14 protein-coding genes are annotated in these 14,722 nt (G+C 34.9%); all 14 read left to right on the forward strand.

Annotated features, from left to right (window positions below):
• The first annotated feature begins 13 nt into the window (after positions 1–13).
• The 14 genes from JYB62_RS02330 to cysQ all read left to right on the forward strand — a co-directional run bounded on the left by JYB62_RS02330 (position 14) and on the right by cysQ (position 14,712).
• Positions 14–1,288 carry a phenylacetate--CoA ligase family protein gene (locus JYB62_RS02330; RefSeq protein ID WP_205643835.1) on the forward strand — a complete coding sequence of 425 codons (1,275 nt, stop codon included), beginning with the start codon at positions 14–16 and terminating at the stop codon, positions 1,286–1,288.
• Position 1,289: 1 nt separating this feature from the next.
• Positions 1,290–2,441, forward strand: a complete 1,152-nt coding sequence (locus JYB62_RS02335) for a glycosyltransferase (RefSeq protein WP_205643836.1) — start codon at positions 1,290–1,292, stop codon at positions 2,439–2,441.
• Positions 2,434–3,456, forward strand: a complete 1,023-nt coding sequence (locus JYB62_RS02340) for a polysaccharide biosynthesis protein (protein ID WP_205643837.1) — start codon at positions 2,434–2,436, stop codon at positions 3,454–3,456. The genes JYB62_RS02335 and JYB62_RS02340 overlap by 8 nt, the downstream gene beginning before the upstream one ends.
• Positions 3,444–4,580 carry a non-hydrolyzing UDP-N-acetylglucosamine 2-epimerase gene (gene wecB, locus JYB62_RS02345; protein WP_317194620.1) on the forward strand — a complete coding sequence of 379 codons (1,137 nt, stop codon included), beginning with the start codon at positions 3,444–3,446 and terminating at the stop codon, positions 4,578–4,580. The genes JYB62_RS02340 and wecB overlap by 13 nt, the downstream gene beginning before the upstream one ends.
• A complete protein-coding gene (locus JYB62_RS02350; protein ID WP_205643838.1) occupies positions 4,580–5,446 on the forward strand; it encodes a dTDP-4-dehydrorhamnose reductase family protein in 867 nt (288 codons plus the stop codon). Before wecB ends, JYB62_RS02350 begins: the two co-directional genes overlap by 1 nt.
• 196 nt (positions 5,447–5,642) lie before the next feature.
• Positions 5,643–6,632 (forward strand): glycosyltransferase family 4 protein, encoded by a 990-nt coding sequence (locus JYB62_RS02355; RefSeq protein WP_205643839.1) that lies wholly within the window; start codon positions 5,643–5,645, stop codon positions 6,630–6,632.
• A complete protein-coding gene (locus JYB62_RS02360; protein WP_205643840.1) occupies positions 6,625–7,050 on the forward strand; it encodes a WxcM-like domain-containing protein in 426 nt (141 codons plus the stop codon). Before JYB62_RS02355 ends, JYB62_RS02360 begins: the two co-directional genes overlap by 8 nt.
• Before the next feature lie 67 nt (positions 7,051–7,117).
• Positions 7,118–8,731 (forward strand): capsule assembly Wzi family protein, encoded by a 1,614-nt coding sequence (locus JYB62_RS02365; RefSeq protein ID WP_243431423.1) that lies wholly within the window; start codon positions 7,118–7,120, stop codon positions 8,729–8,731.
• 77 nt (positions 8,732–8,808) lie between these two features.
• Positions 8,809–10,500, forward strand: a complete 1,692-nt coding sequence (locus tag JYB62_RS02370; protein ID WP_243431424.1) for an SLC13 family permease — start codon at positions 8,809–8,811, stop codon at positions 10,498–10,500.
• 1 nt (position 10,501) lies between these two features.
• Positions 10,502–11,095, forward strand: coding sequence for an adenylyl-sulfate kinase (cysC, locus tag JYB62_RS02375; RefSeq protein WP_205643842.1), 594 nt, complete (start codon positions 10,502–10,504; stop codon positions 11,093–11,095).
• Positions 11,096–11,117: 22 nt separating this feature from the next.
• Positions 11,118–12,023, forward strand: a complete 906-nt coding sequence (gene cysD / locus JYB62_RS02380) for a sulfate adenylyltransferase subunit CysD (protein WP_205643843.1) — start codon at positions 11,118–11,120, stop codon at positions 12,021–12,023.
• Between the two features lie 92 nt (positions 12,024–12,115).
• Positions 12,116–13,375, forward strand: coding sequence for a sulfate adenylyltransferase subunit CysN (cysN, locus tag JYB62_RS02385; RefSeq protein WP_205643844.1), 1,260 nt, complete (start codon positions 12,116–12,118; stop codon positions 13,373–13,375).
• A 52-nt stretch (positions 13,376–13,427) separates the two neighbouring features.
• Positions 13,428–13,805 carry a GxxExxY protein gene (locus tag JYB62_RS02390; RefSeq protein WP_394369689.1) on the forward strand — a complete coding sequence of 126 codons (378 nt, stop codon included), beginning with the start codon at positions 13,428–13,430 and terminating at the stop codon, positions 13,803–13,805.
• 148 nt (positions 13,806–13,953) lie between these two features.
• On the forward strand, positions 13,954–14,712 hold the full coding sequence (gene cysQ / locus JYB62_RS02395) for a 3'(2'),5'-bisphosphate nucleotidase CysQ (RefSeq protein ID WP_207758588.1): 759 nt from the start codon (positions 13,954–13,956) through the stop codon (positions 14,710–14,712).
• The last annotated feature ends 10 nt before the right edge of the window (positions 14,713–14,722 follow it).

Raw genomic sequence — 14,722 nt, forward strand, 5'->3', positions numbered from 1 at the left:
TCTTTTTAAAAGAATGGAAATCTTTACCAATTTGCTTAAAAATGAAGATTTATCCGTAGAAGATTTAAATCAATTGAACTTTGCAAAAAGAATATCTATTGTGAAGTATGCTTATAACAATATTCCATTTTATAAAAAATTCTATGACTCTAATTCATTTAATCCTGAATCTCTAACTAATGAAAATGATTGGAATAGAATTCCTTGTCTTACCAAGAATATTTTAAGAGAAAGTTCCAACGATATTATCAATCCTAATGTTCCAAAATCTCGTTTAAAGTCCACTACAACCGGCGGTAGTACAGGTGAACCACTACAAGTATATTTTGATAGAACTGTTCCATTGGAGGCATTTGGATGGCGTACTATGAGTTGGTGGGGTATAGCTCCATGGGAAAATCAGGCCTTTGTTTATAGGAATGTTAGAAAAGGTTTTAGACAATTAATTAATTTTTTAATGTGGTGGCCAACTAAAAGAGTATTACTTGATTGTTCGTCTATGAGTCCTTCGGATATTAATGTTTTCTTGAATAAAGTGAATGATTTACAACCTTCATTTATTCAGGGATATGTCGGAGGTATTTATGATTTTTCAAAGTATATCAAAGATAATGGAAGGAAGCTTCATATACCTAAAGCAATATGGGTAACTGCTGCCCCTTTGTCTGAATCAACACGCAAGTTTATAGAAGATACACTTAAAGCCCCTGTTTATGATCAATATGGTTGTAGTGAAATGTTTTGGCTTGCAGCTGAGTGTAAAAATAAAAAGGGGCTGCATGTTCTTTCAGATATTCGCCACATCGAATTTTTAGATTCTTCTGATGAAGTAGTGAAAGATGGTGAATATGGAGATGTGACTATTACTGACCTCGAAAACAAGGCTTTTCCTTTAATTAGATATAAAAATGGTGATTCAGGACGATATTTAGTCGATAATGTTTGTACGTGTGGTTTACCCTTTCCATTAATTGATAAAATAAAGGGTAGAGTTTCAGATACCATTAGAACACCGTCCGGAATTTCTATAAGTGGAGCTTATTTAACAACTATTTTTGATGATTATGTCCATTTGGTCGATGGATTTCAAATAATTCAACATAAGGATTATTCAGTTTCAATTAATTGTATTCTATCACAAGGACAAAGCGCAAATAACATTGGATTTGCAAAAATTAAGAACGAGCTTTTAAAAAAATCGAATAATGAATTGGAAATTAATTTAAAGTTTTATAATTCTTTAATTCAGGACGGAGGTAAACTTAAGTTTGTGATATCTGAACTATAATATGAATATTGGTATTGATGCCACGAATGTTGGAGGAGGAGGTGGAATTACACATCTGGTTGAGATTTTGCATCATCTGAATCCACATGATTTTAACATTTCAAAGGTATATGTCTTTTCTTCTCAAAGAGTTTTAGAAAAGCTGCCAACAAAAGATTTTATCATAAAATATAATGATAATTATCTTAATGGTAGTTTAGTTATGAGGCTTTTTTTTCAACTATTTAAGTTTGACAGCATTCTCAAATCTAATTGTGATGTGCTATTTTCAGTAACTGGAGATTATATAGGATCGTTTCGTCCTGTTGTTGGAATGTCTAGAAATATGTTGCTTTATGATAGAAAAGTTGTTTCTGAAATTAATTCCATAAATCAAAAAATTAAATTTAGACTTAGTTTTTATAGACAGAAATTTTCGTTTGAGAAATCTAAAGGTGTTATTTTCATTTCTCAAATTGCTAAAACCTTAGCCAGTAAATATATAGATTTAGAGAATGTTAATACTACTCTCATACATCATGGAATTTCTGCTAAATTCTCTAATTCACCTAAAAGGCAACTAGGGATTAAAGAATATTCATTTAATAATCCATTTAAATTTTTGTATGTCTCAACTATTCATATGTACAAACATCAATGGAATGTGGTCAAAGCTATTGGTAATTTGCGTTATCAAGGCTACCCAGTTTCTTTGGTTTTAGTAGGTGGATCTATTTTTGCACCGGCTGGAAATTTACTTGATGAAACTATAAATGAAGTCGATCCAAAAGGTGAGTTTGTAGATTGGAAGGGACATATTGAGTATTCAGAAATTCAAAATATTTATAAAGAAATTAATGGCATTGTGTTCGCCTCCACTTGTGAAAATATGCCCAATATTCTTTTAGAATCCATGTATTCAGGATCAGCAATTGCATGTAGTAATACACAGCCTATGCCTGAATTTCTTAAAGAGTTTGGATTTTATTTTGACCCGCACTCAGTCAGATCCATACAAGAAGCTTTAATTATGATGTTAGAAGATCCAGAAAAGAGAGAAAATTTTATACTTCACAATCAACAAGAAATTAAAAAATACTCATGGGATAAAACCTCCCATGACACTTTTGATTTTATTTTATCCTGCTTTCATAATTTTAATAACAATGTTTAAGAATAAAACACTTTTAATTACCGGGGGAACAGGGTCCTTTGGAAATGCGGTATTAAAAAAATTCATCTATTCTGATTTTATCGATGAGATCAGAATTTTTTCAAGAGATGAAAAAAAGCAACATGATATGCGGGTCGCTTTAAATGACCCTAAGGTGAAATTCTATATCGGTGACGTAAGGGATTATCATAGCCTAGATTTGGCTATGAAAGGAGTGGATTACGTTTTTCAAGCTGCTGCTTTAAAACAGGTCCCTTCCTGTGAATTTTTTCCTATGGAAGCTACTAAGACCAATGTATATGGGACAGAAAATGTAATTAGGGCATCTGTAGCTAATGGAGTCAAGAATGTTATTTGTTTGAGTACGGATAAAGCTGCGTATCCCATCAATGCAATGGGTATGACAAAGGCCTTGATGGAGAAAGTGGCTGTAGCAGAATCTAGAAATATACCTGGTGATAGGACTACGGTATGCCTAACAAGATATGGGAATGTCATGGCTTCTCGTGGTTCTGTAATTCCTCTTTTCGTAGATCAATTAAAATCAGGAAAACCTTTAAGTATTACTGACCCCGCTATGACTCGTTATCTAATGTCCTTGGATGAAGCTGTTGATTTAGTAATGTTTGCTTTTGAGAATGGGAAGCAAGGTGATTTGTTTGTGCAGAAGGCTCCAGCCTCTACAATTGGTGATTTAGCCACAGCCTTATTGGAATTATTTGAAGTCAGCAATCCGATTAATATTATTGGAACTCGACATGGAGAAAAGTTATATGAAACCCTTTGTACCAGGGAAGAAATGGCAAAGGCTAAGGATATGGGGGGGTTTTATCGAATTCCTGCAGATAATAGGGATTTAAACTATGGGAGTTACTTCACTGAAGGAGACACAAAAGCTTCTAATCTAGAGGACTACAATTCACATAATACCAGAAGGTTGACCATTCCTGAGATCAAAGAAAAATTAATAAGCTTGGAATATATCCAGGATGAACTAAAAAATTGGAAGAAATAATGGATGCCAAATTGAAAGTTGTTACGGTAGTAGGTACGCGTCCAGAGATTATACGATTGGCAGAGTGTATAAAAAAATGCGATGAGTTTTTCGATCATACATTAGTTCATACTGGACAGAATTACGATTACACACTAAATCAGATTTTCTTTGATGATCTTCAGCTTAGAGAACCTGATCACTATTTAAATGTGGCTGGCAAACATTTAGGGGAGACTATAGGGAATGTAATTGCTAAATCTTATGAGTTATTATCCGAGATTAAGCCAGATGCAATATTAGTCTTGGGTGATACCAACAGCGTTTTATGTACGATTGCAGCAAAAAGACTTAAAATCCCTATTTTCCATATGGAAGCAGGAAATCGCTGTTTTGATCAAAATGTGCCGGAAGAAATAAACCGGAAAATCTCTGATCATATCTCAGATATTAATTTGACCTACACAGAAAATAGCAGAAGATATTTGCTGAGTGAAGGCTTTCGAAAAGATCACGTATTTGTAACAGGGTCTCCGCTCAAAGAAGTTTTGAATAAATATGAAGTTGAAATTCTTGAATCTAATGTGGTGAACAGGCTCGGGCTAGAACCGAAGGAGTTTATAGTAGTAAGTTCACATCGAGAAGAAAATATTGATCTTAAAGATCATTTCAATATTTTGTCTGAGGCCTTAAATGCAGTGGCTGAAAAATACCAGATGCCAATCATCTTCAGTACACATCCGAGGACGAGGAATAAAATCAAAGCCAGTGGAATCCAATTTCATAAATTGATCAGAAATATTGAACCTCTGGGATTCTTCGATTATGTGAAGTTGCAAAAGGAGGCTTTTGTAGTACTTTCTGATTCAGGAACAATTTCGGAAGAATCAGCAATGATGGATTTTCCAGCTGTAAGCATCCGAACTAGCACTGAAAGACCTGAGGCTATTGATGCCGGAACAATTGTGCTAGGTGGAATCACTACAGAAAGTATGCTTCAGTCTATTCCCATTGCACAAGAACTACAAGAAAGCGGGCAAGCACATCTTCCTTTGGAATATCAGGTGACTAACTGCTCTACTCGGGTGATTAGAGCGATTCAGAGTTATACTTCAATTGTTAACAAGGTTACTTGGAATAAATAATGCAAAAGGTACTAATATTAGGATCAACTGGAATGCTTGGTCATCAAGTATTTTTCAATTTGGAGTCATCTGAAGAGTTTGAAATTTTTGATTTATCCTTTAGGAATAAGCTAAGAGAGGAAACGATAATTTGTGATATTACGGATTTCAACAAGCTCGAAGGTATTATCAAAGAAATTGTACCAGATGTAATAATTAACTGCATTGGAATTTTAATAAAAGGGTCTAATCAAAACCCCAAAAATTCGATATTAATCAATGCTTATTTCCCCCACTGGCTAATGAGCATTGCTGATGAAATTGATTCAAAAGTGATTCATATTTCTACAGACTGTGTTTTTTCCGGAAAAAAGGGAGCTTATGTAGAGTCTGATTTTCGAGATGCTGATGACGTTTATGGAAGAGGAAAAGCTTTAGGGGAATTATTTTCTGAGAAGCATCTCACCTTACGAACTTCCATAATAGGCCCCGAGATAAAGCAGAATGGTGAAGGCCTGTTCCATTGGTTCATGAATCAAAAAGCAGAAACAAATGGATTCACCAAAGCATTATGGGGCGGGGTAACCACTACCGAGCTTAGTAAGTCCATAAGAAAGGCTATAGATGAAGACTTAAATGGTCTGTATCATATAACAAATGGTGTAGCCATTTCAAAATTTGACCTTCTAAATCTGTTTAATAAAACCTTTGAAAGAGGGCTTAAGATTAATGCGATTGAAGGTAAAAGAGTTGATAAAAGCTTAAAGAGTGAAAAAATTGATGTGGATTTTGCTATACCATCTTATGAGTTCATGATTAAAGAAATGAAAGATCATATGGAGAAAAACAACTCCATTTATTCATCCATCTACCCAGATGCAGGATAAGCGTATTTTGATTATAGGGGAGGCTTTTTTCCCTGAAGAATTTGTAATCAATGATTTAGCTAGTCATTGGAAAAATGAAGGCTATAAGGTGGAAGTTCTAACAAGAACTCCCTCTTATCCATTCGGGAAAACAATTTCAGGTTACAAAAACAAACTATATCAAAAGACCTATTTTCAAGATATACCCATTCATAGGGTGCCAGTGATTGAAGGATATCAAAAAAGCAAGGTGATTAAAATTCTTAATTACGTTTCTTTCGTATTTTTCACTTCAATTGTAAGTCTATTTATCGGCAAAAAGTTTGATAGAATTTTTATTTATCAAACAGGACCCTTAACCGTTGCTTTGCCAGGAGTTTTAATAAAAAAAATATATTCTAAAAATTTGACCATCTGGACACAAGATTTATGGCCCGACACAGTATATGCTTATGGATTTAGGTCAAATAAAATTTTAGATTTAAGTTTAAATACTCTTGTGAAGTTGGTTTATAATTCTTCAGATAATATTGCAGTCTCCTGTAAGGGTTTTGCCCCCAAGTTAAGGGCCTATTTAAATTTTCACAAGGATATCTCATGGATACCTAATTGGTCAATTATTAGTCAGCCTAGTACAAAAAAAATACAACTTCCTGGTCGAATTAATTTTACTTTCGCAGGAAATGTAGGGAAAGTACAAAATCTTGATCAAGTAGTCCTCGGTTTCAAAAGGGCAGTGATTGATTTTCCGGAGGCTTATTTAAACATTGTAGGAGACGGTTCTTTTCTTGAGGATTTAAAAAAACTTGTGAAAGAAGAGAAAATCACAAATGTAAATTTTGTGGGAAGGAAGCCATTAAGCGAAATGCCTAATTATTTTGAGGCTAGTGATATATTATTGATATCCCTAGTTGATGCCCCAATTTATGAAATAATGATCCCAAGTAAGTTTCAGACTTACCTCCAATATAAAAAACCAATCTTCGCAGTAATGAAAGGAGAAGTTCCTGATTTAATTCGGGAGTATAAATTGGGGTATAGTGCTGATTCAAATGATGTTGAAATGATAGGCAAAGGCTTTAGGGAACTAATGTCGCTCTCAGCGCAAGAATTGAATGAAATGAGTTTGTCAGCTCAAATATTATTGGATCAATCGTTTGATAGAGCAAAAAATCTTAATGAATTAACCAGAATTTCTTTTGAATAAACCAACTCTTATTCCAGTCTCAATCTACAAAGATGAGCGTGGAGAATTACGCTATTGCAATGAATTTGATCTATCAAATTCAAAGCGTTTTTATTCAATATCATTTGGTGTTAAAGATCAAATTAGAGCTTGGCAGGGACATAAGATTGAAACCAAATCAATTATTCCCATTCGAGGAATTACAAAGATCGTGTTGGTGAAAGTTGAGGATTTTGAAAATGCTCATCCTGGGGACATCTATGAGTTTATTTTAGATTCAGATGCTCCAAATATTCTTATTGTACCAGGAGGCTATGCTAATGGCTTTCAATCAAAATCTAAGGATTCATCTATAATGATTTTCTCAGATTCTTCACTTGAAGACTCAAAAAATGATGATTATAGGTTTGACAAAGACGAGTTCTTTAAATGGAATTAGGTTGAGATATCTGCTTACTATATTGCTCATTATTACCTCTTATATAGGATTTACCTCAGCCCAATCCTTGCCCGCAAATTTCCCGGTTCTCGAAGAAGTTGTTCGAAGAAGCCAATTGGATTCTACAGGTTTCTATTCTTCTTTTTTATTGAGACCCACTCTTCCATTTGATTCTACATATACAAGTTTAGATCCCTATGGCTGGTTTGCCGATCTACCAAATGAGGTTAATTTGGGGCTTTTGCCGGTAGTGAATACTACTCGAATTTTAACTGGTAGACCTTATGGTTGGGGAGATTATGGGTTAATTCCAAATCCAGGCATTCAAACCTATTTTTCGGGAGGAATTCAGGCCAAATATAAATTCATAAACTTCACATTTCGTCCTGAAATTGTAATTGCTCAAAATTCTGGTTTTATTACTGGATTGGAAGAGATGTCCAATTCCCATATAAAGGATAGATTCTTTTTTTGGAATTGGGGAGATTTTCCTGAAAGATTCGGAAAAGGTTGGTATTATAGCCCATGGTGGGGGCAGTCAAAATTAACTTTTCAATATGGCGCATTTGAAATTGGGGCAGCTACAGAAAACATCTGGTGGGGTCCTGGGCAATTTAATTCCTTAACTTTTTCAAATAATGCCCAAGGTTTTCCTCATTTGACATTCAATACAACAAAGCCTGCAAAAACTTTTTTAGGAAATTTTGAAGGACAGTTAATAATGGGGAGGTTGGAAAACTCAGGGATTTCTCCCTCTCAAAACCAAGAGTTGAATTCCCTTTATTTCACTCAATTTTCAGGAGATTGGAGGTATTTAAATGCCATTTCTATTTCTTATAACCCTAAATGGGTGCCGGGATTATTTCTTGGGTTTGCACGAACTTTTCAACAGTATAATGCAAACAGGGGAAATGCATTCTTAGACTGGTTTCCAGTTTTTGAAGGTTTTCAGAAAAAAAATGTTTTTGATAATGGGAATACGGTAGGGTATGATGGGAATGGTAGAGATCAAACGTTTACTTTATTTGGTAGATTTATTGTTCCTAAGGCTCAGGCAGAAATTTACTTTGAATATGGTAGAAGGGATCATGCTTACAATTGGAGGGAATTTATACTGAACCCAGAACATGCTAGAGCCTATATTTTTGGCTTTAACAAATTAATAGAGATTCGAAATTCGAGTAAAAAACTTTTAATTCGAAGTGAAATTACGCATCAACAAGAATCTCTAAATAGAATTATAAGGCATAGTATAAAAGGCGGACTGTCTTGGCATACCCATAATCCAGCAAGAGGTTTTGTTAATTATGGTCAACCGTTAGGGGTTGGAGTAGGCGTAGGATCCAATGTTCAAACTTTTGAATTATCTTTAGTTGAAAAAGTAGATAAAATTGGATTGATTATGGAGAGGCTAGCCAATAATCAAGATTTTTACTATAAAGCTCAACTACAGGAAACAGAACGCAAACCCTGGGTGGACCTATCATTGGGATTCCTGTATGACAAACAATTCAATAATCTCTTACTGAGCTCTAAGTTGCAAATTATTCATGCTCGAAATTATCAGTGGCAGTTGGATCCTACTAGTACGCCCGATTTTCCAAAAGGGAAAAATTTAACTTCATTTTTAGCTCAAACTAGTTTGATCTATTTTTGGAATAAGAATTTGAACAACAAGTAATTTAGTTTGATTTGACTTTTAATATAATAATTACCACTGTTTTGGTAATAGGCTTAGTTCTCACTCTTTACAAAAATTTGCTAAAGCCATCCTTAGCATTTGTATTGGTGGTTTTTGCTTTTGTTATATTAAAGGTGATTTCTATAGAGGATTTTTTACAGGGATTCGCAAACAAGCAAATTATCCTCATATTTCTTTTGATCATTTTGACCTCTGGAATACAGAAAAACCTAGGAAAGGGTTTTTTTTATGCTTTATTTAAAAAGAGCCTTTCTCCTTTTCAGTTTCGGTTTAGAATGATGCTGACAGTTTCAGGTCTGTCCAGTATGCTCAATAATACTCCCGTGGTGGCTTTTATGATTCCTTACGTAAAGAATTGGTCAGAAAGCAACGGGCATTCCGCCTCTAAATTCTTGATTCCACTTTCTTTCGCTACTATCCTCGGAGGAATGATCACCATAGTTGGTACTTCAACCAATTTGGTTTTAAATGGGCTGATTGTCCAATCTGGACTTCCTTCTCTAAACTATTCAGATTTCTTATTCTTAGGAGGAATTGTCACCTGTTTGGGCTTACTTTACTTGGCTTTTTTTTCTGAAAAAATGTTGCCGAAAACGACCACCCGAAAGGAAAGTTTGTTGGAGCATCTAAATGAATACTTGGTAGAGACAAAGGTGAATCCAAGTTCAGTTTTGATAGGGAAAACCATAGAAGAGGCGGGTTTGAGGCATTTAAAGAATTTGTTTTTGGTTGAGATCAAAAGAGGAGAAAGAAGTATCACCGCTGTGTCTTCGGATAGAATCATTCATTCTGAAGATGTACTTTTTTTTGCTGGGAATACCCAATCAATTCTTAATTTGATCAATGATAATAATGGGTTGGAGCTTCCAGACACCTCCCATTTAGTTAGAAATGGCTTTTCAGCAATGACCGAAGCCGTCATTCCATCTGGAAGTGGATTGGTAGGGATTTCTCTTAAAGAATTGGGATTTAGGGATAGATATAAGGCCTCAGTGATATCGGTCTATAGAAAAGGGGAAAAGGTAAAGGAGAACTTAGGTGAGATTCAATTGAAGGAGGGGGATTTATTATTGCTTCTATGTTCCAAGGATTTTTCCAAGGTAATATCTAACCGGGACTTGATTGTGCTTTCCAAATCTGTAGAAGTTCAAACGGAACTTTCATTAAAAAAAACCCTTCCGAGCATTCTTTCATTAGGAATTATTTTGATTGGTATATTTGGATTAATAGATTTATTTCTTGCTGCTTTTGTGGGTATTTTAGTTATGACTCTATTCAATGTCATTAATCTGAATGAGATTAAATCGGCCATTGATGTGGATCTGTTAATTATTTTAGTCTCTGCCTTAGCTGTGGGGGTAGCAATTCAAAAATCTGGATTGGCTACATTTTTGGTTCAGCAGATCTACCATATCTTTACGAACTTGAATCCTTTAGGAGCGATTAGCATTCTATTTCTTTTGACTTTAGGATTGACCGTCTTAATCACTAATGCGGCTGCTGTTTCCATCATGTTTCCGGTAGCCTATGAAATGGGTTTGGGTTTTGGTGAAAGCCTAACCCCTTACTTTATAGCCATTGCCTTTGCTGCTTCTGCAGATTTTATGACCCCAATAGGTTATCAAACTAATCTGATGGTACTTGGTCCTGGGAATTATAAATTTTCAGATTATACTCGAATAGGCTTGCCTTTGACATTAATCTACTCAAGCGTAGTGATCACCTTTATTTATTTATACTATTTCTAAAATGGAAAATAATATACATCCCACTTTATTTAAGATAACTGGTCAACAGAGAAAGGAACGCTTAAAGCAACAACCCAAGTTGATATGGTTTACAGGGCTTTCAGGTTCTGGAAAGTCTACCTTGGCTAATGCAGTAGAAACTCAGTTGTTTGAGGATGGTTTTATGACCTATTTATTGGATGGTGATAATATCCGTACTGGATTAAATAAGGATTTGGGCTTTTCTGATGAAGATCGTGTCGAAAATATCCGCAGAATAGCTGAAGTAGCTAAATTGATGATGGATGCAGGGCTTTTGGTGGTTTCTGCATTTATTTCTCCTTTCAGAGTTGAACGTGAAATGATCTCTAACTTGGTGGGGGAAGAAAATTTTTTGGAAGTTTTTGTAGACTGTCCAATAGAGGTTTGTGAGCAGCGAGATGTAAAAGGCCTTTATGCAAAAGCCAGAAAGGGAATCATCAAAAATTTTACTGGAATAGATTCTCCCTATGAAAAACCTTTGAAACCATCAGTACATATTCATTCAGATCAAGAAGAATTAAGAGATTCTGTATTAAAAGTAATTAAAACAATTTCGGCAAATATTTGCCATTAAATTCAACCCAGAAAAACAAATAATGGGACAATATTATTTATCACATTTAAAAGAATTAGAAGCAGAAGCAATATTCATAATCAGGGAGGTGGTGTCTCAATTTGAAAAGCCTGCTTTATTGTTTTCAGGAGGCAAAGATAGTATTTTACTCGCTCACTTGGCAAAGAAAGCATTTTTCCCAGCAAAGATTCCTTTTCCTTTAATTCATATTGATACAGGACATAATTTTCCTGAAACTCTTAAGTTCCGAGATAATTTGGTCAGAGAATTAGGGGTTCAATTGGTTGTAGGCTCTGTTCAAGAAAGTATTGATAAGGGAAGAGTTCGGGAGGAGACCGGGGTTAATGCAAGTAGAAATGCTTTACAAACCGTAACGCTGTTGGATACGTTGGAGAAGTTGAAAATCGATGCAGCTATGGGAGGAGCAAGAAGAGATGAGGAAAAAGCCCGTGCGAAAGAACGCTTCTTTTCACATCGAGATGAGTTTGGTCAATGGGATCCAAAAAATCAACGGCCTGAATTATGGAATCTATTTAATGGTAGAAAACACCATGGTGAGCATTTTAGAGTATTCCCTATATCCAATTGGACTGAAATGGATGTTTGGCAATATATTAAAGAAGAAAATATAGCATTACCATCCCTATATTTTTCTCATGAAAGAGAATGTGTAGTAAGAGACGAAGTGATTTTGGCTAAATCAGAATATTTGCCTTTGAAAGAAGGTGAGGAAATTAAAAAATTAAATGTTCGCTATAGAACTTGCGGGGATATGCCTATTACAGGAGCTGTTCTTTCTAATGCGAATACACTCGAATTGATCATTGAAGAGGTGGCAACAACAAGAACTACTGAAAGGGGAACGCGGGCTGATGATAAACGAGGAGAAACAGCTATGGAGGATAGAAAGAAGGCAGGCTATTTCTAAAAATAGTTTCTAGTACGTAGAATCAAGTATCTAGATTTCCTTCCTTAATAATCAACGTTTAACTTTTTAATCTTTAACATTTAATTAATTCAATGAGTATACAAGAAAATAATCAATTACTTCGCTTTACCACTGCAGGTTCTGTTGATGATGGAAAAAGTACATTAATCGGTAGACTGTTGTATGATTCCAAATCTATATTTGAGGATCAGATCGAGGCAGTTAAAACTTCCTCCGAAAAAAAAGGATTTGACTATGTAGATTTATCCCTTTTAACTGATGGCTTAAAGTCAGAAAGAGAACAAGGAATTACTATTGATGTAGCTTACCGTTATTTTGCAACACCAAAGCGTAAATTTATCATTGCTGATACTCCAGGACATACCCAATATACAAGAAATATGGTGACAGGGGCGTCAACTGCTAATCTTGCCATTATTTTGGTGGATGCTCGAAAAGGACTATTGGAACAAACATATAGACATTCATTTATTGCCTCCTTATTGAAAATTCCTCATGTAGTAGTATGCGTAAATAAAATGGATTTAGTGGATTATTCAGAGGAGGTGTACAATAAAATTGTAGCAGATTATGAAGCATTTTCTAGTAAACTAGATATCAAGGATGTTCAGTTTGTTCCAATTTCTGCATTGAAAGGAGATAACGTGGTGGATCGTTCCAAGAATATGTCTTGGTATGAAGGGTCTACGCTTTTATACCATTTGGAACACGTTCATATTGCTTCTGACTTTAACCATATTGATTGCAGATTCCCTGTTCAAATGGTAATCCGCCCTCATACATTGGAGTTTCAAGACTTTAGGGGTTATGCAGGAAGAATTGATGGAGGCATATTTAAAGCAGGTGATGAAGTAAAGGTTTTACCCTCTGGGTTTACTTCTAAAATTAAATCAATTGAATTGAATGGAGAGCCTATAAAAGAGGCATATGCGCCTATGTCAGTCACCATGACTTTGGATGATGAAATTGATATCAGTAGGGGTGATATGATTGTAAGGCCAAATAACCAACCTCATACCGAACAAGATTTAGAGGTAATGGTATGTTGGATGAATCAAAAATCATTACAAAATAGAACCAAGCTTATTGTAAAGCATACTACGAAGGAGTGCCAAGCTTTGTTAAAGGATATCCAATACAAAGTAGATGTAAATACCTTGCATAGAATAGAAGATATTCAGGAAATAGGGATGAATGATATTGCAAGAGTTTCTATCCGCACGGCATCTCCAATCTTTTTTGATTCTTATAGCAAAAATAGACAAACTGGTTCTATCATTTTGATAGATCCGAATACTAATGAAACTGTTGGCGCTGGAATGATTATTTGAGGATGATACCACCAAGGGCACCAAGATCACAAAGATTTTTTTATAAAGTTTGATAGAGGATAAAACTGAGGAAATATTTAAAAGTGTTTTAGATGCTTGCTTTAAAGTCCATAAAACTTTAGGTCCTGGTTTATTAGAAAGTGCTTATGAGGTTTGCCTTATTTATGAACTTCAAAAAATGGGGTTAAAAGCAAGATCACAAGTTGCTCTACCTGTAATGTATGAAAATATCAAGCTGGATGCTGGGTATAGAATTGATTTGTTAGTCGAGGGATTGGTTATAGTGGAGTTAAAAGCAGTTGATGAATTAAATCCAATTCATATGGCTCAAGTCCTTACCTATCTAAAATTATCTAAGATGAAATTAGGCTTGTTAGTCAATTTCAATGTCAAACTTTTAAGAAACGGGATTAAAAGAATAATCCTTTAAAAATAAACTTTGTGCGCTTTGTGGTTAAATAAAAATGATGAACCACCAAGAACACTAAGATCACAAAGTTATTTTTCAAACAAAAAATTAAAGGGTATTCTCAAACCAATTTACTTAGTGTCCTTTGTGCGCTTTGCGGTAAAAAATTATGATTGATATAAAACAACTCACCTCCCTAGCCAAAGAAGCCTCCTTAGCCGCCGGCAAGGCCATCCTGGAAATTTATAACTCAGCTGATTTTGGTGTTGAATTGAAAGGGGATAACTCACCGCTAACCAAAGCAGATCAAGCAGCCCATCAGGTTATCGTAAAGTATTTAGAGGAGACTGGATTACCTGTTCTATCAGAAGAAGGAAAAGATATCCCTTTCGAGGTAAGGGAAAATTGGAAATATTTCTGGATGGTAGATCCTCTGGATGGAACGAAAGAATTTATTAAAAAGAATGGGGAGTTTACAGTAAATATCGCCTTAATACATCAAGGTAAACCAGTAATAGGAGTAGTGTATGCTCCGGTATTAAAATGGATGTATTGGGGTAATGAAGAGGATGGAGCTTGGAAAAAAGAAGCGAAGGAAGCTCCATTTCAATTGGAAAAACAAGTGAATAAAGAAGTCAAAACCATAGTGGCTAGTCGTTCACATTTAAGTTCAGAAACACAAGAGTTTATAGATCAATACCCAGGAGTGGAAGTAATTTCCATGGGCTCGTCTTTAAAATTTATGTTGGTAGCTGAAGGAAAAGCTCAAATTTATCCACGTTTTGCACCTACTATGGAATGGGATACAGCTGCTGCTCATGGAGTAATTTTATCGGTAGGAGGTGAAATAATTCAAGCAACTAATACATCACCAATGGAGTACAACAAAGAAAAATTATTGAATCCTTGGTTCATTTGTAAATGTTGAGGTTTTTAAT

Origin of the sequence: Algoriphagus lutimaris (assembly GCF_017051705.1) — a bacterium.
Lineage (GTDB): Bacteria > Bacteroidota > Bacteroidia > Cytophagales > Cyclobacteriaceae > Algoriphagus > Algoriphagus lutimaris.